This window comes from Kitasatospora sp. Ki12, assembly GCF_054601375.1.
On sequence record NZ_BAAIHT010000002.1, the window covers coordinates 2,032,536 to 2,051,931 of the forward strand.

The 19,396-nt window shown below is 72.8% G+C and carries 22 protein-coding genes and 1 pseudogene; all 23 read left to right on the plus strand.

Features of this window, described 5'->3' with window-relative positions:
* The first annotated feature begins 27 nt into the window (after window positions 1-27).
* Window positions 28-402 carry a hypothetical protein gene (locus ACYP53_RS26390; RefSeq protein WP_449788915.1) on the plus strand — a complete coding sequence of 125 codons (375 nt, stop codon included), beginning with the start codon at window positions 28-30 and terminating at the stop codon, window positions 400-402.
* Complete coding sequence (locus ACYP53_RS26395; protein ID WP_459649215.1) at window positions 399-1,142, plus strand: hypothetical protein; 744 nt, start codon at window positions 399-401, stop codon at window positions 1,140-1,142. The genes ACYP53_RS26390 and ACYP53_RS26395 overlap by 4 nt, the downstream gene beginning before the upstream one ends.
* Window positions 1,143-2,009: 867 nt before the next feature.
* Complete coding sequence (locus ACYP53_RS26400) at window positions 2,010-3,323, plus strand: hypothetical protein (protein ID WP_459649216.1); 1,314 nt, start codon at window positions 2,010-2,012, stop codon at window positions 3,321-3,323.
* Window positions 3,324-3,362: 39 nt separating this feature from the next.
* Window positions 3,363-3,959: a hypothetical protein gene (locus ACYP53_RS26405; protein ID WP_459649217.1), complete on the plus strand. Its 597-nt coding sequence runs from the start codon at window positions 3,363-3,365 to the stop codon at window positions 3,957-3,959.
* Between the two features lie 30 nt (window positions 3,960-3,989).
* Window positions 3,990-4,487, plus strand: coding sequence for a hypothetical protein (locus ACYP53_RS26410; RefSeq protein ID WP_459649218.1), 498 nt, complete (start codon window positions 3,990-3,992; stop codon window positions 4,485-4,487).
* Window positions 4,488-4,504: 17 nt separating this feature from the next.
* Window positions 4,505-4,984: a hypothetical protein gene (locus ACYP53_RS26415; protein ID WP_459649219.1), complete on the plus strand. Its 480-nt coding sequence runs from the start codon at window positions 4,505-4,507 to the stop codon at window positions 4,982-4,984.
* Window positions 4,981-5,664: a hypothetical protein gene (locus ACYP53_RS26420; protein WP_459649220.1), complete on the plus strand. Its 684-nt coding sequence runs from the start codon at window positions 4,981-4,983 to the stop codon at window positions 5,662-5,664. Before ACYP53_RS26415 ends, ACYP53_RS26420 begins: the two co-directional genes overlap by 4 nt.
* Complete coding sequence (locus tag ACYP53_RS26425; protein ID WP_459649221.1) at window positions 5,661-6,494, plus strand: hypothetical protein; 834 nt, start codon at window positions 5,661-5,663, stop codon at window positions 6,492-6,494. Before ACYP53_RS26420 ends, ACYP53_RS26425 begins: the two co-directional genes overlap by 4 nt.
* Window positions 6,491-6,928, plus strand: coding sequence for a hypothetical protein (locus ACYP53_RS26430; protein ID WP_459649222.1), 438 nt, complete (start codon window positions 6,491-6,493; stop codon window positions 6,926-6,928). The genes ACYP53_RS26425 and ACYP53_RS26430 overlap by 4 nt, the downstream gene beginning before the upstream one ends.
* A gap of 186 nt (window positions 6,929-7,114) precedes the next feature.
* Window positions 7,115-7,564 carry a hypothetical protein gene (locus ACYP53_RS26435; protein ID WP_459649223.1) on the plus strand — a complete coding sequence of 150 codons (450 nt, stop codon included), beginning with the start codon at window positions 7,115-7,117 and terminating at the stop codon, window positions 7,562-7,564.
* 137 nt (window positions 7,565-7,701) lie between these two features.
* The gene (locus tag ACYP53_RS26440) at window positions 7,702-9,483 is read left to right on the plus strand and encodes a type IV secretory system conjugative DNA transfer family protein (protein WP_459649833.1); all 1,782 of its coding nucleotides are present in this window, start codon (window positions 7,702-7,704) and stop codon (window positions 9,481-9,483) included.
* Window positions 9,484-9,551: 68 nt separating this feature from the next.
* Window positions 9,552-10,382 carry an adenine nucleotide alpha hydrolase family protein gene (locus tag ACYP53_RS26445; protein WP_459649834.1) on the plus strand — a complete coding sequence of 277 codons (831 nt, stop codon included), beginning with the start codon at window positions 9,552-9,554 and terminating at the stop codon, window positions 10,380-10,382.
* A gap of 77 nt (window positions 10,383-10,459) precedes the next feature.
* On the plus strand, window positions 10,460-11,440 hold the full coding sequence (locus ACYP53_RS26450; protein WP_459649224.1) for a hypothetical protein: 981 nt from the start codon (window positions 10,460-10,462) through the stop codon (window positions 11,438-11,440).
* Window positions 11,437-12,885 carry a DNA cytosine methyltransferase gene (locus ACYP53_RS26455; RefSeq protein ID WP_459649225.1) on the plus strand — a complete coding sequence of 483 codons (1,449 nt, stop codon included), beginning with the start codon at window positions 11,437-11,439 and terminating at the stop codon, window positions 12,883-12,885. Before ACYP53_RS26450 ends, ACYP53_RS26455 begins: the two co-directional genes overlap by 4 nt.
* 60 nt (window positions 12,886-12,945) lie before the next feature.
* Window positions 12,946-13,764 (plus strand): hypothetical protein, encoded by an 819-nt coding sequence (locus tag ACYP53_RS26460; protein WP_459649226.1) that lies wholly within the window; start codon window positions 12,946-12,948, stop codon window positions 13,762-13,764.
* A gap of 2 nt (window positions 13,765-13,766) precedes the next feature.
* A complete protein-coding gene (locus ACYP53_RS26465; RefSeq protein WP_459649227.1) occupies window positions 13,767-14,936 on the plus strand; it encodes a DnaB-like helicase N-terminal domain-containing protein in 1,170 nt (389 codons plus the stop codon).
* Window positions 14,937-15,115: 179 nt separating this feature from the next.
* Window positions 15,116-15,595 carry a hypothetical protein gene (locus ACYP53_RS26470; protein WP_459649228.1) on the plus strand — a complete coding sequence of 160 codons (480 nt, stop codon included), beginning with the start codon at window positions 15,116-15,118 and terminating at the stop codon, window positions 15,593-15,595.
* Window positions 15,596-15,656: 61 nt separating this feature from the next.
* Window positions 15,657-16,196 carry a hypothetical protein gene (locus ACYP53_RS26475; protein WP_459649229.1) on the plus strand — a complete coding sequence of 180 codons (540 nt, stop codon included), beginning with the start codon at window positions 15,657-15,659 and terminating at the stop codon, window positions 16,194-16,196.
* Entirely contained in the window at window positions 16,193-16,918 is a 726-nt protein-coding gene (locus ACYP53_RS26480; protein ID WP_459649230.1) for a hypothetical protein, read from the plus strand. Before ACYP53_RS26475 ends, ACYP53_RS26480 begins: the two co-directional genes overlap by 4 nt.
* A 20-nt stretch (window positions 16,919-16,938) precedes the next feature.
* Window positions 16,939-17,469, plus strand: coding sequence for a hypothetical protein (locus ACYP53_RS26485; protein ID WP_459649231.1), 531 nt, complete (start codon window positions 16,939-16,941; stop codon window positions 17,467-17,469).
* A gap of 55 nt (window positions 17,470-17,524) precedes the next feature.
* Window positions 17,525-18,073, plus strand: a complete 549-nt coding sequence (locus ACYP53_RS26490) for a hypothetical protein (RefSeq protein WP_459649232.1) — start codon at window positions 17,525-17,527, stop codon at window positions 18,071-18,073.
* 175 nt (window positions 18,074-18,248) lie between these two features.
* Window positions 18,249-18,659 carry a hypothetical protein gene (locus ACYP53_RS26495; protein ID WP_459649233.1) on the plus strand — a complete coding sequence of 137 codons (411 nt, stop codon included), beginning with the start codon at window positions 18,249-18,251 and terminating at the stop codon, window positions 18,657-18,659.
* A pseudogene (locus ACYP53_RS26500) lies at window positions 18,656-19,159 on the plus strand (DNA cytosine methyltransferase); the annotation flags it as partial. The gene ACYP53_RS26495 and the pseudogene ACYP53_RS26500, both read left to right, overlap by 4 nt.
* Between the last annotated feature and the right edge of the window lie 237 nt (window positions 19,160-19,396).

A 19,396-nucleotide genomic window follows, 5' to 3' on the forward strand; every position in this document is an offset into this window, starting at 1 on the left:
ACCCCTCCCCTTTCCCGGAGTTGCTCCTTGCCTGCTTGTCTGACCCGTCTGGACGACCGAGTGGAGGCGGCTGTCGGCACCAGCATCGCCGCTCTGCACGCCGAGGAGGCACGCCTGAGCGCTGGTGCCGCCCGCGTGCTGGACGCCCACCGTGTGCTGGTGAAGGCCGAGACCCGCGTCGCGTTCGAACGAGTGCGGCTCGTGATCTGCGCCGACCGGCAGCGCCGGGTCGACGACCAGCTGCTCGCCGATCTGTCCGATCAGCTGGAGATCCTGGAAGACGCCGCAGCCACCCGCGACCAGGCCGAGGCCGACCTGCTGGCCCGCGTCAAGGAGATGAAGCAGCCGCTGCCCAGCACGCGCTCGGTCCCGAGCTTGGCCCTCTCCGTCCGCCACCGGTGAGCGCCACCCGACGGCCCGAACGCGCGACCTTCGGCTGGAACTTCGACTGGGGCGAGTTCGTCATCGCCCCGCACCAGCTTGCCCCCGACATCGCGGAGATCCTCGCCGAGGCCGGCTTCGTGAACCGGGCCGAGCCGCTCGGGGCCTGGCGCATGTCCCCGGCAACCACGATGTTCGAGCAGGCCGATGCTGCCGCTCTCGCGGTCCGCCAGCTGGCCGAAGTCGGCTGCCGGGTGGGTAACTGGCATGCACCACAACAGCGTTCCTCGGACGTTGTCCGGCACTACGACTGGCTGACCTCCGAGGCCCCGTTCCACAACGCGGGGGCGACGTCGGCGGCGGCCCGGGTGGAGGCCTGCCGCCGACTCAGCCGCGTCCAGTCGCCCGATTCGCGGTCGATCACCGAGCAGATCGCGTCCGGCGAGCTGCTGGTGGAGGCGCGGCGCACGTTCGACGACGCCGAGTGGATGATCGCCTCCGAGCGCGACAGCCCGGACCGCTACGTGGAACTACTCCATCGGCTGCCCCAGAGCGCGATGTTCGTCACGGGCGACGTGCCCGAGGCGTTCGCCGGGCACACCCGCCGCTCCTTCCGACAGCTCATCCTGCGCGAGACCCGTCCACCGGTCTCCGACCGGGCCAGCGCCGCTAGCGCGACCTCCCGGCCCTTTCCCCCCGCTCAGCCCTCAGTACCCAACGCAGCTCGGCTCGCGTCGTCCGCTCAGGGACGACGGCGCTGACCGCCCGGCCGTTAGCCCCCACTTCGACAGCGAGGATCATGTCCGACATCTCCTTCGGGCCGGGTCCGGACGGTGCCATCACCGCCCGACTCGGCCCCGACGCACCCGACAGCGCGCACCGGCTCCTCCAGCAGAACGGCGCGACCCCCGGCCCCCGCGACGGCGAGTACGTCTTCGACGGTCCGGACGCCGTCGCCCGCGCGGCCCAGGTCGCCTGGCTCAACCGGGCGGACTCGCTCGGTGCTTCCGCCCCGTCGACCTCGCGGACGATGCCGCTGGCCGGGGTTGACGTGGTCTTCGCCCGCCACCCGGGTGACGGGATCGTCGCGGCGACCGCGACGGACTCCACCGAGGGCCTGGTGCCCGAGGTGCTGCGGACCTTCGGCTGGCGCTACGACGGCGGCGCTCCCGACCGCGACATCTACCTGCCGCCCGAGGACGCGAGCGAACGGCAGGCCCTGGCCGCGGCGGCCCGGGCGAGCCTGGTCCTACAGGGCCTGGGCCTGCAGGTCGCCACGGTCGGGCTGGCCGCACCGCCGGCCAGTGCCGACCGGCTCGCCGAGGCGGCCGAAGACCTGGCCGTCGAAACGGTCAGCCTGCGCAGCCTCACCGACAGCAGGGACGTGGCCGATGTGCTCGACGTCGCACTCGATCCGCGGGTCGGGGCGCTGCCGAACCTGCTGGAGCTGCTCGATTCCACCCAGGCGTTCGTCTCCCAGCTCCCCCCGACCCAAGGCGAGGTCCTCGGCGCCCGGGTGAGCATCGCCCGGCACCAGACAGCCGCCCTGGCCGAGAACCTGACCACCGTCCAGGCCGCACTGGCGGACGTCGGCAGCGTCGTCGAGGCGCCGATCACAACCACGCGCAGTGCGCGCGCGACTGCGGCAAGCGCTGTCACCGCTCGCGGGCTCCCGGCGGGCCCGATCATCCAGGCCGCGCCCGCCGCCCGAGTGCTGGCCACCGCCCCCGCCACCGCCGCCACGCTCTAGGAGAGACCGCATCAGCGACAGCCCCGCCATCCACATCGTCCGCCATCCCCAGCACGGCGTCACCGCCGCCGGCCTGGAGCACGCCACCTACCGGCAGCGCCGGCTGCTGGCCGACTACGGCTTCACGCCGGTCCCCGGCAGCGCCGATCTGGCGTTCACCGGCCAGACCGACAACCTCTTCCTCCACGCCCGTCAGACCGTGGCAGCCCTGCGCGCCACCGGTGCTGAGGTGCGCCCGGACCCCGCGTTCGACTACGCCGAACATCCCGGCCACCCCTCTCCCTCCTCGGTCGCCGCCGGACAGGGCGCGAAGATCATCACCCCTGGTCGCGTCTCCCCGCAGCCGCCGGAGGTCGCCACGGACCGGCAGCCGGACGTGGCCGTCCGGCACCACCCCGACCACGGGATCACCGCCACCAACCACTCGGGAAGCCCGGACGCGGCGACACTCCTGGCGAAGGCCGGCTTCTACCGGGTCCCGGACCATCCGACCCTGTACTCCCTGACCAGGCCGGAGGCGGGCGGAGTCGACCGAGCCACGGACACCGTCGCCCGCCTGCGCGCGGCCGGGCTGACCGTCGTCTCGGACGCCGCGTTCGACCCCGACCACGCTCCCGGCAACCCCGGCGAGTCGTTCCGCACCCACCTCGTCAAGATCGCCGACGCCACCACGTCACAGGACCCCGCGCAGGATCCCTTCGCCACCCGGATCTTCCCGGCGCCGAAGCAGGAAACGGGCACCGCCGAACCGGTGGCCGGCCTCGACCCGTTCGCAACGCGGATCTTCCCGGCCCCCGAACAACATCAGGCGGACAGCCGGATGGGCGCGCTGCTGAGCAACCGGCAGGACACGCTCGTCACGATCCAGGAGATCCTCACCGGGCTCTCACAGCAGCTGCGCGACGACCCACGGGCCCTGGACCCCTCGCAGGTGTCCGCCGTCCTGAACGATGCGCAGACCACCCTCGGTGGCGTCCGCCGCGACCTCGCGACGATCTCAGCCGCGGCCCCGGCTCGAACCGCCCGTCCCGCGCAGGCCACCCGATCGACCGTCGCCCCCGAGCTCGGCACCCGCGCGCAGGCAGCCACCGCCACAAGCCTGCGGCTGGGCCGCGTCACCGCCGCCCAGCCCGTCGAAGCCGCCGCGCAGCCGGTCGATCCGCGCCGGGCCTACAGCATCCACGCCCGCTGACCAACGCCCCTTCTGCTCAACGACGTCAAGGAGTCCACCGTGTCCACGACCCCCGAGAGCAACGACATCGTCGACATCACGATCTCCCGCCACGCCCAGACGGGAACGATCTCGGCCACGCCCAGCGGCATGACCTTCAGGGTCGCGGACGCGCTCCTGCCGCAACTCGGATTCGAGCCCGACCCGACCGCGCTCGGCTCGTTCCGACTCGCCGCCCCGCGGCGCAACAGCCGGGAACGGGCCGTCGCCGCGGTCCGGGCCCTGCGCACCATGGGCCACCGAGTGCTCGCCGACCCCGAGTTCGACACCTGTGCCGCCACCCGCCGCAGCAGCGACGGCGAGCCCGACGTCGCGATCGGCCGACACCCGAAGCTGGGCATCGTCGCCGCCGTCACCTCCGGCCTGCCGATCGACCCAGCCCCGCTGCTCACCCGAGCCGGCTGGAAGCACGTGCCGGCCCTCGACCTCTACCGGGCTCCGGTCACGGACCGCCCCGAGGACGACAACCTCGCTGCCGCCGCCCGCGCGACCGCCCGCCTCCGGCGCGGCCGGTACACCGTCGCCGTCCAACCGGAGATCGTCGCCGCCGTCCTGGCCCGCAGCTCCGTGACGTCCGCGCACCCGCAGCACCGCTGATCCATCCAACTGCCAAGGAGAACAGACAACATGGCTGTCAAGACCAAGTGGGTGGTCACCCACTCCTGCGGACACGAGCACGAGCACGACCTCGGCGCGAGGCCGGCTGACCGGCGGGCCGGGTACGCCCGCTGGCTCGCCGGACGCGACTGCACAGACTGCTGGCGCGCCCAGCGCGAAGGCGACCACGACGAGGAACGCACCGTCTGGGTCGCCGCCCGCCGCGCAGAGGAGGAGCAGGCCGCCGTCGACTGGGCCGAGCGGTACGCGATGCCGCCGCTGTCCGGCCCGGCGACGATCCTCGCCTGGGGCGCGCGTTGCCGCCATCAGCTCGTGACCGGCGCCTACCAGAGCCTCGTCACCGAGGGCGATCTCACCGAGGAACGGTGGCAGGAGGTCGAGGCTCTGGCCCGCACGATCGACCGCGCCGGCTGGTGGGTGGACCAGCGTGAGGCCAGCCCCGGTGACCTGCCGGAGCTGCTCGACGCCGCCACCGACGCCGACCGCGTCGTCGAGAACCCGTTCTAGCGAGGGGCGGACATCACTTGAGCCTGATCACCGCACTCTCGCGCAACCAGCCCGACGACGGCGAAAGCTCCCGCGTCGCCGCCTGGGCGGTGCGGCGGCTGGGCGACTCCCTCGCCGACAGCACCCTGCCCTCGGACCTCGCCCGCTCGATCGAGCTGCTGGAACCTGTGCTGCACGAGGTCGAGGAGACGCTGCAGCGTGCGGCCGAGGCCGCCGGCGGGGCCAGTACCGCACGCTCCGCTCACGCCGCCGCCGAGCAGTTCGGGCAGGCCAGCGCCACCACCGTCCTCCTGCGACTGCACCTGGAGCAGATCGCCGCCCGGCTGCGGGGCTTCGACCTCGACTTCCCCATCGACGCCACCGACCTCTCGCCCCGGGCCAACGCCGCCCAGCGCACTGCGCCCCAGGTCGTGCACGCCCCGCGGTCCGTGCAACTCCCAGCCCCGGTGCCCGCCGCGTCGATCACCAGCGTGCTCGGCCACACGACACGGCGGTGACCGGCCCGATCCGCATCTCGCCGGGCAGTTTCGGCGCCGCTTCCGCCAGCGGCGCCGACTCCGCGGCCGGCGCGATGCTGACGAAGCTCGGTTTCGCGCCACCGCGCAACACCGATCAGCCCATGTCCCTGCACATGCTCGACGGCCCACTCGTCTTCCGCGCCGTCGTCGAAGAGGCAGCCCGTCGGCTGGAGGGCGCCGGGTACGAGGTCGAGGTCGATCCGCGCCTTCGGCTCTCCGCGATCGGCGAGGAGGCCTTGGAGGTTCTCGCCGACCTGCGCGGCAAGCTCAACGAACTCGCCGACGTGGTCAGCCGAATAGACGACCTGCGTGAACTCGCCGATGTGGCAGCCCAGATGGTCGCCGGAGCGCACAACGTGGCCGACGGCACCCGCGAGCTTCTCAGAACCGCCGCCGGATCCGCGCGCGACACCCACGGCCCCCCGCACGAGCGGGAGGAGATCGCCGACTGGTTCGACGCGGGCGCCGAGGCCGTCGCCACGCTCCAACGGAACGCCTCCAACGTGCCCTACCCGCAGCAGTCCGACACCTCTCCGGCTGCCCGGGCGCCGGCCGCCCGCAACCGGTCCCCGGCCGCCCGCACAGCCACGACCGCCCCGGTCAGCGCCGCCGCGCCTACCCTCCCCCGCACCTCCTACCCCCGGAGAACCCGAGCTTGACCCACCCCACCCACCTGTCCCTCGCACAGCGGCTGCGGAACCTTGCCGACCAGCTCGACACCGACAACGGCCGGCCGAGCCAGAACCTGATCCAGGCCCTCCTCGCCCCACAGGGCCTGCTCAACCTCACCCACGAGGCAGCCGCCACCGCCCGGATCGACCTCGATGCCTGGAACCAGGCCTTCAGCCCCGACCCGGACAGCACGCACCTGCAGGAACTCAGCCGCCAGGCCGCCACGATCGAGGAGAGCGTGCTCGGCACCATGGAGAAGGCCGAACTCCACCTGCCCGCAGCGACCCGGCTGATGGCCGACCACGCCGACCCCGCCGAGGCCGCTGCGGTAGCCCTGGCCGCCGAACAGGCCCTGTGGGACGGTTCTGAAATCCGCGGCAACGAACGCGTGTACTACTGGCATGCCGAAGGCTCGGACGATATCCCCCTGCCGGGCCTCGCGCCGACCCGGCGCGGCTATGCCGACCCGTACGGCACCGCGCTGTTCACCCGCCAGGCCGCCGAGCAGGTCGTCGCCGACATGCTCGCCGCTGACGCCGGCTTCGAAGCCGCGTTCCAGCCGGACGGATCGCTGATCTACACCTGGCCCAAGGAGTACGACGGCGACGGCGGACGGATGCACGTCGTCCCGGACGACCGAGGGCTGTACGCGATCGGCGGCCAGTGGCCGTGGATGTACTACCGTCCCGGTGACCCCGAACTCGCACCCCGGGCCAACGCCGCCCGGATCGTCTCCAGCACGCCTTCCCCGGCAGCCTCGTCCGAGACCACCACCCGGCACAGCGCACCGGCCGCCGCCCCCGGCAGGTCGCGGTGAACCCGCTGCCGCAGGAACAGGCGACCTCAGGCACTCCCACTGCCCTTCTCACCACCGGCCTGCGTGACGTCGCCGCACGAATCCGCGCATCCGCCGACCCGTCCGAAGTGGCGGGACTACTCGCGGAGATCACCCGAGATGGCGGCACCCTTGAGGCGCTGTCCGACGTGGTGGCCGCCGCGAGCCGGTGGGCCAAGGACCGGCCCGGCGGCGGATATCTCTGGCAGCCGCTCGGCCAAGCCGCGGACGACATCTGGGAGGCCGGCGCCGACATCACCGACCTGCCCGCACAGATCCGCGAACTGGCCGCCAACCCGCCCCGAATCCGCTCTGCCGCCGCGCGCACCAGCGGCGCCACCGTGCCCGGGCCCGAGCGGCAGCAGCCGCCACCGGCCTCCATCGTGGCCCCGCAGGCTCGCTCACGCGGGCGGTGAAGAAACGTTTCCCCTCTGATCCCTTCCATCACCAGATACGCGAGCACCCGCGACCTGCTCGTTGCCGCGCAGCACCACGCCCTGCGCCAGCCAGGCGAGCCGCCGGTCAGCGTCATCGACGGCTGGCGTGAAGTCGGCGAACTCCCCTTGCCCGGAAGCATCGAACTCGCCGCCCTTGCAGAGGAGTTGAACGAGCTTCTCCGCGCGCACCGTCCGGACCAGGACGAGCGCCTGGGCCGCAGCCGCGATGTGTGGCACTGCACCATCCGCGACCACCCCGACGCGCCGCGCCTGACCGACGCCCAGTGGGCAGCCACCGCCCGGCGGGTCCTGGCCTCCACCAGAATCGTGTCCGCCGACGACCCGTCGGCCAGCTGCCGCTGGATCGCGCTGCGGACCGGAAGCCACGAAGTCCGGATCATCGCCCCGCTGATGCGTGCCGACGGCACCACCCCGCCACTGCACCGCGATCACTCCTTGGCGCGCGCGGCCTGCCAGCTCGTGGACCTCGACCTCGCAGGCCGCCACCGCGCCGTGGCCGCGCGCACCGGGCACCGGGCCGTCAGCTCCGCGGCCCCTCCAGCCGCCGCCCGGCTGTGGGCGCCAGAGCACCGCCCGGCAACCTCCCATCGCTGACCAGCGGCTATCTCGGCCCCGGCCGCGAGCGCGCGACCGCACCGCGCCGCCGCCAGCCCGTCCCCAGGCCCGCACTGCGGCCTTCCCCACGCCCGCGCGCTCCGCCCCGCGCCCGGGCTTCCCGCAAGGACCTTCTTCTGCCCTCCCCCTCCTCCCCTTCCCCAAAGGCGCCGTCCTCCAGCCCCGGCACCGATGCCCTCCTCTACACCCTGATCGGCGCCGGCCTCGCCCTCGCCGCCTACGGCTCGCTCGCCTGGGTCGGTGGCAACCTCACCAACTCCGCCGTCGGCAGCGGACCCTGGCAGCCGTACCAGCCGGTCACCGCCGCCCTGCACCCCGACCATCTGTGGCCGGCGCTCGGCTCGCTCCAGGTCCTGATAGGCGCCAGGATTGCCCCCGGCCTGCTCTTCGCCGCCCTGGCCGCCGTCGGCGCGGCCCAGGCGCTCAAGCGCCGCCGTTCCAAGAAGGCCGCCGGGCTGGCCACCAGCCGCGACCTGGCCGTCCTACTGCCCAAGGAGGTCTCGGCCAAGGCCAAGAGCCTTCGCCCAAGCCTCGCCGACGCCAAGCCGGGATCCATCAAGCCCGACGACACCGGCGTCCTCCTCGGCAACCTCGGCGACGGCGGACCCGAGGTCCGCACGTCCTGGGAGGACGTCGCGGTCGCGATCATGGCCCCCCGAAGCGGCAAGACGACCAGTCTGGCCGTCCCGTCGATCCTGCGCGCTCCCGGCCCCGTCCTCCTGACCAGCAACAAGGCAGCCGGCGACGCCTACACCGTCACGCTCGACGCCAGGTCCGAGGCCGGGCGGGTGTGGACGATGGACCCGCAGCAGATCGCCCACACCGAGCAGGCCATGTGGTGGGATCCGCTGGCCGACGCCAAGGACCTCCCCGGCGCGAGGCGTTTGGCCCAGCACTTCGTCACCGCGTCCGTCGACGAAGGCGAGCAGGGCGACTTCTGGTCCACGGCCGCCGCCAACACGCTCACGGCGCTGTTCCTCGCTGCCGGCGCGGACGGTCGCCCGATCACCGACGTGCTCGGCTGGCTCGCCCAGCCCGCCGACCGCACCCCGATCGACATCCTCAAGGAACACCAACTCACTGCCATCGCAGCACAGTTGCAGGGCACCGTGTCAGGCGCTGTCGAGACGCGGGACGGCATTTTTGAAACCGCGCGGCAGTACGCGGCCTGCCTTCTGGACCCGAAGATCGCTGCCTGGGTCACCCCGAACGACACGCTCCCGGAGTTCAAGCCCTCGGACTTCGTCACCCGCAGGGACACCCTGTACCTGCTGTCGAAGGACGGCGGCGGCTCCGCGTCCGCGCTGATCGCCGCCGCTGCGGACAGCGTGATGCGCACCGCGGTCATCCAGGCGGAGCGCGACGGCGGACGCCTCGACCCGCCGCTGCTGTGCGTCCTCGACGAGGCCGCCAATGTGTGCAAGATCGGTGATCTCCCCGATCTGTACAGCCACTTGGGCTCCCGCGGCGTAATCCCGATCACGATCCTCCAGTCCTACCGGCAGGGCCAGCGGGTCTGGGGCGAGGTCGGCATGGACGCCATGTGGTCCGCCGCCACGATCAAGTTGGTCGGCAGCGGCATCGACGACGCCGACTTCGCCGACAAGTTGAGCCGGCTCGTCGGCGACCACGACGTCGAGACCGTCTCGCACTCCACGTCCGACTCCGGACGCTCCACCTCGGTCTCGATGCGGCAGGAGCGGATCCTGCCCGCCGACCAGGTCCGCGCCCTCAAGAAGGGCTCGGCGCTGCTCTTCGCGACCGGGATCAAGCCAGCGCTGCTCGAGCTCCGGCCCTGGTACAAGGAGCCCGGCGCCGACGTAATCGGCAAGGCCTCGTCCCGGCAGACTGCGGCGATCACCGAGCGGGCCAAGGCCAAGGCGGAGGCCGCCGCGTGAGCGCCGCCACCACGAACGCCCCGACCGTGCGCACGCTCTCTCTAGGCGCCGGGGTCCAGTCGACCTGCCTGCTGCTACTGTCCGCCCTCGGTGAGCTGCCCCGCCTCGACTACGCCATTTTCGCGGACACCGGCTGGGAGCCGAAGAAGGTCTACGAACACCTCGACCGCGTCGAACAGGAAATAGCGAAACCCGCCAGAATACCCATCCTCCGGGTATCCTCGGGAAACATCAGGTCCGACGCCCTGAACCCTTCCCACCGCTTCGCCAGCATGCCGCTCTACATCCTAAACCAGGACGGCTCACCTGGCATGACGCGCCGTCAATGTACCGGCGAATACAAAATCAAGCCAATTAAGCGGCAGGTTCGGGAAATCCTCGGATATCCCTATCCGGCGCGGATACCGGCCGACGTCTTCGCCGAGCAGTGGATCGGCATCAGCACCGACGAGTTTCACCGCGCGAAGGACGCCGACGTCAAATACACGCGCAATCGGTTCCCCTTGATCGAGTTGGGCCTCTCACGCGGTGACTGCCTGGGCCTGCTCGCCGAACACGGCCTGGAGAGCACCCCCAAGTCGTCGTGCCTGGGGTGCCCGTACCACGGCAACGCGCAGTGGCGGGCGATCCGCGACGGCGATCCGGCGGAGTGGGAGGACGTGGTCGAGTTCGACCGCGAGATCCGCGCCGGTAACGCCCGCGCCAACGCCGACGGCCGGCCGCTGCTCGGCCAGGCGTATCTGCACCGGTCCCGGATGCCGCTGGCCGAGGCTCCCATCGACCGGCTCACCCGCCGCGAGCAGCTCGCCCTGGAGGAGCGGGTCGCCGCCGACGAGGCTGAGTTCGGCCCCGCCGATGGGTGCTCGCCGTACTCCTGCCGCTCCGGCGACCCCGTCTGATCTCCTCACTCCCCACACGTCACCGCGACGTCAGCCACGTCACCGCCCATGCCCCGCTTGACCTTTCACTCCCGGGCGTGGTGGCTGGCGCCGCCCGCACTCGCCTTCCTCGGAGGCCATTTCTGACGTCCTCGTGCACCCCCGTCGACCAGGCGAAGGCCCTGCGACTCATCCGTCCCCTTCCGGACGGCACCACCACCGGCCTCCAGCAGATCGCCCGCCGCGCCGACACCGTCGTCATCGCCACGCTCGAGCAGGGGAGCGTCCACGACACCTGGACGGGCGTCAACGTCCGCATCGTCTCGCCTGCGTACGGGGAGCTGCCCGGCAACTGGTTCGGCTTCGACGAGCACTCCGTGTTCAACCGGGACGCCCGGGACGGGCGCTCCGACCCTGGCACCCTCACCCGGGAGAACCAGCGGGATCTGCTCTGTACCAGGGGAATCCTGCCCGACGCAGTCCGTGAAGCGGTCGACACCTACGTCCGGGTCTTCGCCCCGGCGGAGGCCCCGCAGTTCACCGCGATGCACCAGGTCGACGGCCTGTGGTGGCTTGCGGACCATCTCGTCGACCTCCGCGCGACCTACCCGCAGGCCCTGGCGGACCGTTCCCTCCCGTACCTCGATCCCGATGTCCCGAGCGAGGTAGCCGGCGGGATCTACAACGATCTCGAAGACCTCACGGGCGAGTGGGAAGCCGTGCAGGGCGCGCGGACCACCTCCATCAGGGACGACCTGCAGCTCCTGCGCGGCCTTCGGTCCTCTCTGCTGGAACTTGCCAGACCCTCCGTCACGGACGCGTACCTGGCCGGCGAGTTCCGCCGCCACGTCAAAACGCTGGACGAGATCGCCTCGCAGATCACCACCGGCCTCCGCCAGCCGGTCGCCGCAGTGGGCGATTCGCCGCGCAGGGCCGCCGCCCTGAGCACCTCCGCGACCGCTCCATCCGCCGCTCCCCCGCCGGCCGACGCCGTGAGGGGCGCAGACGGTGAGGTGCTCCGCTCGTCTCCCGCACCGCCACCGCCACCGGCACCGCCCGCACCGGGCCGGACGCGGTGACGCGGCAGGAGTACACGTCCCTGCCGCCCCGCCGGTGGTCCAACCTCTCCACGGCCGGGGATCCGGCGTGGTTCCCCCAGCTGCGGCAGATGGGCCCCTGGTCCCACCGGGAACTGGTCTCGCTCGCGCACCCCTGGCCGGTTTCCTGGTTGTACCCGCCGCGGCGCGGCGACCCGCCGAGGATCGTCAACCTCTTCGCCGGACCGGGCGGTTGGGAGGTCGGTCTCCAGATCCTCGCTGATGGCGGCACGCCCTTCGACACCGTCGGCGTCGAGCTGGACGAGAACGCGGCGGCCACCGCGCGGGCGGCCGGATTCCGGCGCATCGTCGCCGATGTCCGTCACCTTGACCCCACCCACCCGGCTCTTCGGTACGTCGAGGGTCTGATCGTCAGCGCGCCCTGCATCACCTGGAGCCCCGCGGGACTCCGGCAGGGCCACGCCCACGAGAACCTGGAGCTGCTGCTCGACATGCTCCCCCTCGCGCTGGAGGCCACGTTCGGGCACTGGCACGGCGACGGCGACTGCGACGAGGCAGACAGCTGTCTGATCTGCACCGATCCAGTCTGGGACGGCAACTGCGGGTGGACCGGCCCGCTGATCACCCGCAACGACGCCCGCGAGCCCATCTCCAGGATGACCGACCCGGGCATCGGGCTCGTGGCCGAGTCCGCGCTCTGGGCGCTGAGCCTGTCCGCCTGCTACGACCACCTGCAATGGCTCGCGATGGAGCAGTCCAGCGCGCTGCCCTCGATCGTGCCGGACGCGATCGGTGAGGTGCTGGAGATGGCGGACTGGTGCGACTCCGCCCAGTGGAAGCTGGACGCGGCGGACGTCGGCCTCGCCTCCCACCGCCGCCGCACCTACCTCATCGCCGGGCGCCACCGCTACGTGAAGTTCAACGCCGTGGATCCTGACGACCCGGTTCCTGCCCGAACAGCGGCCGAGGCCCTGGGCTGGCCGGCGGGAGTACGGGTCAACACGCGGGGGCAACGCTCCACTCCGGGCGGCAACGAGTGGTCGGCGGACCGGACCGCCCCGGCCATCACCGGCCGCTCCCGCAGCGCGTACTGGGCAAGCGATCCGCAGCGACGGCTCGGGCTGGCGGAGGTCGCGCTGCTGGTCGGGATGCCGGCCGACCACCCGTGGGCCGGCTCGCCTTCGGCCCAGTTCCAGCAGGCGGGCGATGTCGTGCCCCCCACAGAGGCGGCCCGGGTCCTGGGGCCGCTCGTGCGCCGCCCATCACAGGAACCGGTGCGCCGCTACCTCGCGAACCTCTACGGTCCGCGCAGCCAGGCCGCCGCCGCGAGGTCCGTGGTGGCCGGCGGCCCGCGGCGCCGCCGCGGCGCGATCGTCTCCGCGACCCCGATGCTGCCCGGGCTCGACGCCCTTCCAGCCCTCGCGGACCCAGCGTCGCCCCGGTGCCCGCCACAGCCCATCCGCTGAGCGGGCGCTCGGCCCGGCGACCCCGGTCCTTGCCCTTCCCCCGATCCGAGCAGGAGGCTCGTGAACACCATCGCCCAGTCCCTGCACGGCTGGACACCCGCCGACCCGCAGACCGAAGCCGCCGTGGAGTTCCTGAGCCTGGCGCCCGAACTGACCGAAGTCGTCAGCTCCCACCGGATGGGCCATCAGCACTTCCACGTGGCCTTCAACTGGGACACGATCGGCGGACCCCCCGGGCTGCCACGCGCGTACGGCATCCACGTATCCTTCGCCCCGGAGACCCACCGCTGCCGGGTCCGCACCCGCCCGGCGCCGACCTTTGGCTGGGCAGGTCGGTGGCTGGTCGGACAGGGGGCCGACCCCCGCGCCGTCGCCGAGTACCGGCCCGTCCCCGACGACCCATACAACCTCGGCCCCGGCGAGCGGATCGAGGGATTGCTCTCGGGCGAGGACTACGGCTTCGCCCGCCCCGGTGCCAGGACCACCCGGTTGATCGAGGACCGTGTGCGCCGCTCGGGAGACCGCTATCGGATCCTGCGCTACAACAGCGCCTTCCCCGCGTTCCTGAACGGCGAGCGGGAGGCCAACTTCGTCCTGCTGCACGACCGGCACTCGCGCGCCGTCGGCCGCCGCTTCCTCATCCAGCTGGAGACCGTGCACATGCGGCGCGCGACGTACAGCATCACGGAGGGCGGCTTCCGCACCCTCGCCCAGGCCCGCCGATGGATCGACCGGATCGACGCGAAAACGGGAACGACCCCGCCCTTGCCCGCGACCGACCCAGCCACGGGACTGGCTCCACGCGGCTTGCCGGCCCCGCTCCGAGCCGCGGGCACGGTTCACGCGTTCCCCGTCTCCTCCACCCGCCGGTCACGGTGACGGTGGCCGCCACCGCGCTCAGCCCCGGCATGGAGGCCGAGCAGGCCCTCCTCGGAGCGCTACTCCTCTCCCCCACGGAACTCGCCTCCATCAACGGGTGGTTGAAGCCGCCCCACTTCCTCCGCCCCGCCCACGCCGCGCTGTACGAGGTGCTTCTCGATCAGCGCGCAGCCGGCCACCCGGGTGCGGCTGAGGGCGCCGGCGACGATCAGGTCCGGGACTTCGCGCTGGAAGCGCTGGCCGCCGCGCGCAGGACCAGCCAGGGACTGAGCCCGGGCTACGGCGCGACGCTGATCGCCGTCTGTCCGCACCCGCGCCACGCCCGCGCCTACGCCAGGATGGTGCTGGAGTCCTCGATCCGCCGCCAGGTCCACGAGCGCGCGCACCGGCTCCAGCACGCCGCGCGAACCGGCGCTCTGGACGGCGTGCTGGAACTGACCGGCGAGCTGCGCCAGGCCGTCCACGAGCTGGCCGACCTCTGGGGCACCTTGGACGAGCGCCCTCGTCCGCTGCCCGGCCCGTGGCCGCTCGAAATCCCCGACGCCGTACGAGAGACGACCATGGTCGACGAGACCGCGCTGCTCTCCTCCGCCACCGCTGCTCCCGACGACCTGAAGGAGATCATCCGGTGGCTGCGGCCGGGCGACTTCCTCGACCGCGGGCACGGCGCCGCCTTCCAGGCCCTGGCCGCCCTCGCGCACCGAGGGGAGCCGATCGACGCACTGACCGTGCTGTGGGAAGCGCAGAAGCAGGGAGCCATCGCCTCCGGCGCCATCACCGCCGACGGCGTGCGCGCGGCTACGCGCGACGGCTTCACCGGCGATCCGCAGTACTGGGGCGAGCGGGTCCTTCGAGCCTCCGTGCTCCGCCAGAGCGCCGCATCGGCCGGGATCGTGCGGCTGCTCGCCCGGGACTCCTCCCTGCCGGCCGCGCGCCTGCTCGGCTGCGCGCTGCACACCCTCGGCAGCGCCGAGGCCGTCCAGGAGCGCTGGCTCACCGCCAACGGACTCCCACTCCGGTCCGATCCGCCCCTGGCCCCGTCCCCTGGCGGCACCGAACGACGCGAGGCCGCGCGCACCCGAACCCCCGCCACCATCGCACACGGTGCCGCTCTCCCTTCTCCGGCCGAAGCCGCGGCGCCGCCCCGATCACCCATCAGGAGCAGCCGCTGACCGACGCCGAACGTCCCGCCCGGTCCCGATAGCCCCTCCGAAGGAGTCCAGCCCTGCCCACCAAGAATTCGCCCCGACCGCCGAGCCCCGAGGCCACCCGACTGCGGGCCGCAGCCGACGCCATCGATGTCGTCGCCGCCGCACTGCCCGGTGCCTACCGAGAGGAAGGCGCTCCCGGCGTGCGCGAGCTGGCCGAGCATGTCGGCCACATCAGCGACCGGCACACCCAACTGGTCGCGACCGCTGACGTGTTGGCATCCTCGCCGCTGGCCGACAGCACCCGGCGGGCCACGGCCCGCGCACTCGCCGACGCCGGCACCCAGGTCGGCCAGGCCGTGTACGGCATCAGCCAGGCCGTCGCCATGTCCGCTCGCCTCCACGAGGTCGCGGGCCTGAGCGGCCCGCACGCCGAAGCCGTCCGGGAGCGCGCCGGGCACGAGCTGAACCTCGCGCTCTCCCGCACCCGACTCGCGCTCACCGGCGCGAGCGGCACCCTGCGCCAGCAGGCCCGCTCAGGCCGCGACGGCGCCACCCTGCCTCCGATGCGCAGCCGGGCCGCCCTTGCCCGCACCGCTGGCACACCCGCCCCCACGTCGCGCACCGCCTCGCCGACCAGCTCCACCGCAACCCCCACCCCGGCCGCAGCACACCGTCGCTAGTCTCACCCAGGAGCCACTAATTCCCCGACCGGAACCCCAATCCGTCGACTACGAAGTTGAGTTGGCGCAGATGGCCTCCGTCTTCACCTTCATCGCGGAGAACCTCGACAGGACGGCCCGCGTGCCCGGCCGTCCCGGCATGGTCAAGGCCATCTCCGAGGAGTGCGAGCACGCCAGGACCGTGATGCGGCACTGCTCAGCCCGGATGCACGACCTCGCCGGTTCCACACCGGCCCAGGACCCGCGGCGCCTCGCGGCGGCGACGTCGGCCTTCCGCGCCGGGCGGGCGCGAGCCGCCACCGTTCACCGCCACCTTGCCCACGCCCTGGCCATCCTCGTCGACGACACACCTCCGGCTCGACGAGACGACGCCGAGGGTGTCGAGCGAGAGCGGCGCCTCGACTACCAGATGCTGTGCGCGGTCGCCGAGGGACGGAACGCCGCCATCGCCGCGGGGAGCGAGCTGGTGGTGCTGAGCGGACAACTGCCAGCCGCTGCTGCGCCCGCAGCCTCCCGTACCCGGCGTACCCATGCCGTCTCCACCACGGCACCTGCTTCCGCCGTCGGCCAGCCGGCCGCGGCGTCGGGCCGCCGGCGGTGACTTCCGTCCGCGAGGAGGACGTCCAGCGTCTGACCGACCTCGCCGACCGCCTGGCCGTGATCCGCCGTAACCTTCGTCAGACCGCGAGACGGCCGTCGTCCGCGGTGCCGGATCTGCTGGCCCGGGACATCAGTGCCTTGGCCGACTACGTCGCCTCCGCGTCCCGGCTTCGAGCCGAACTCTCGCACCGCACCGGACCGGCGCCAGCGAACTACGGCGAGGACTGGGGGCCCGCGTTCGCCGCCACCCGGACCAGCCCCGTCCTGCACAAGCTCACCGAGTTGCTGGACGACGCTTGCGACCTGGCCAACCAGAGTCGGCCACGCAGCCAGTACCGCTCGCAGTTCTACTCCGCCGGTCTGGATCTACGCGTGTCGGCCCAGTTCGCCGCAGCTGACAAGGCGCTCACCCAGACCATCAGCACGATCCGCCGCTTCCGCACCGGGCTCGGCAAGGTCCGCATGCGCGAACTGGAGCAAGAGCAACAGGCGGTGGCGAACCCCACCGGGCCTGCAGCCCGGGCGGTCGCCGCACGCGCGAAGGCCAGGGGCCAGGCCTCGGTACTCACCCCGGTCTCCGGGCAGGAGGCGGCCAGCACGGCGGCGCGCCGGGCCGGCGCGTCCCGCGTTGCCTCCAGGCCCCCGCGCCCACCGCAGCACCGGCTCCTTCAGCCCCTCGCCGATGACCTGCCTCATGTCCCCCTGACGATCGGAGCGCTCTGAACAGCACCGACCCCACGGCCGTGATGCGGTCGCTGGCCGACCGGCTGGAGGCCGTCCGCCGCACGCTTCCCGCCATCGCCGACCACCCCTCCCAGGCCGCGTGGCCGATGACCCATCTGGTGGCGATCGCCGCTGAGGCGAGCGATGAGTACCTCTTTCGGGTATCGGACCCCCGAGCCGACCGCCTTGCCCTCGCCGCGTTCGCCGCCGCCGCCTCGCGCACCAGTGAGGCCCTGGCCGCCGTGGCCGGTGCCGCAACCCGGCTCCTCGACCCGGTCGGCGCCGACGGAGTCCAGCAGGCGCTCGCCGCCGCCGAGGCCCTGGCCGGCACTGCCGCCCGCGAACTGGGCGCCGTCGCAGATCTGCTCACCGACACCGCCCCGGCGCCGGTGGTGCCGCTGCCCGCCGACGAGCTGCGCCAGCGCCGCGCAGGGCAGGCCTCAGCCGCCGTGGCCAGGCCCCGGATCGTCAGCGCCCAGCCCGCGAGCGCCGGCCAACCCGCTCCCTCCGCACCCACGGCGCAGGTCATCCCGCTGCGCCGGGGACGCTGACCACCAGGAGTCCGCCCTGTCCACCGCGCACCCCACCTCGTGGGAGCTCGCGGCGATGCTCGACGAGATCGCCGCCTCGTGGCCCGCTGTGCCCGCGCACGGCCCGCTCCCCGCCCCGGGCGCCGTCGGCGTGCAGCTATTCGCCCTGCACGTACTCCATACCGGGCTGATCGAAGCCGCCCTGCGACCCGTGGATGCGTTCGCCGCACCGGAGCAGGCCGCCGCCGCCCGGCGTGAACGCCGGGCCACCACCCGGGCGGTCTCGATGTCGGCGGTGGCACTGCAGCGTGTGAGCGAGGTCCTCGAACTCGCCGACGCCCACCAATTCTCGCCGACCGCCCTCACCTGCCAGCACGCCCAGTGGTTGTACCGGGAGGCCGCCGAGACGCTCTCCACGGCCGCCCGCCACCTGCGCAACAACGGTCCGGCGCCCAGATCGGCCGCCAGGTCCTCCCGCCAGGCCACCGAGGCCGAAGCCCGCCCCTCCCGCGGAGCAGCCGCCCGTCTGCGCTCCGCCCTCACCCGCACCTTCCGCACCGGCCCCGAGGCCGCACCGCCCGGCCACCAGCCCGGCGCCGGCCCCTCCATGGCCAAGAGGCTCTAACCCCACCTGGAGTCCGTTCCTGTCCTCCCCCGACCCCGACCTGCCCGCGGCGCTGTCCGGCGCCGCCGAACGAATACGCATCGCCCGTACTGGCCTGGATACCCTGCGCCGACCGGACACCCTGCGCACGGCGCCCGAGCACATCGAGACGCTGCGCCAGATCCACCTGAGCATCGTGTCCTTCGCGGCGGCCCTCACCGCGTCCCGCCCTCCTGGCAAGCCGCCCCATCCTGCTGGCCTGGCCTTGCGGGACGCCGCCCTGGGACTGGCCGAGGCCGACCAGCACCTCGTCGCCCTCAATCGCAACATCTGGCACGACCACTCCACCGGCTCCACCTACACCGCCGACCAGAGCGGACACCACCTGTCGCTGCGGCGCTCCGAGCTGGTGCTGGACCGGGCCGCCGACGGCCTGCGCCTTGCCGCCGAGCGTGCCGCCGCGCCCACCCGAAGCGGTCTGCGAGCCGGCGCCGCCCGGGTGCGCTCCGCCTTCGCACGCCGAACAGCCCCCGCGTTCGCGCCGATCGCCGAAGCACCGCGCGCCAGGGACCTGTCGACGGGCGCACGAGGCAGGGCGTCGCGATGACTGGTCTTCGCATCGGTTCGCTGTGCTCCGGCTACGGGGGCCTCGACCTCGGCGTCCAGTCGGTGCTCGGCGGCACGGTCGCCTGGCACGCCGACCCGGCCCCCGGCGCAGCCGCCATCCTTGCGCACCACTGGCCCGCCGTCCCGAACCTGGGCGACATCACCCAGGTCAACTGGACCGAGGTCGAACCGGTCTGCGTCCTCGTCGCCGGTTTCCCGTGCACCGACGTCTCCGTCGCCGGGAAGCAGGCAGGTCTCGCCCACGGCACCCGCTCCGGGCTGTGGCACACCATCGCCCGCGCCATATCAACTCTCAAGCCCTGTTTGGTGATTCTGGAGAATGTCCGAGGCCTGCTCTCGACCCCCGCTCGCTCGAATACCGATGGCGACGTGGAGCGCTGCCCGTGGTGTCTGGGAGACGCCGGAGATGAACATCATCTGCGGGCACTCGGTGCCGTACTCGCAGACCTGGCCTCCGCAGGGTTCGATGCGCGCTGGCAGGTGCTACGCGCATCCGACGTCGGAGCCCCCCACCGAAGGGAGCGCGTTTTCATCGCTGCCTGGCCGGCTGAGCCTTCCGACCCCGAGGGCGCGGGACTTCAAGGGTCCGGATGCCGGCCGGGGGGACCTCGGCCACGTGGTCACGCTGCTGCTCACCCCGACCTCGAATCTCGGCACGATCGGCGGCTCGCAGCACCCGTCCCGGCGGAAGGCCGGCGGCCACGGGCCGAATCTCTC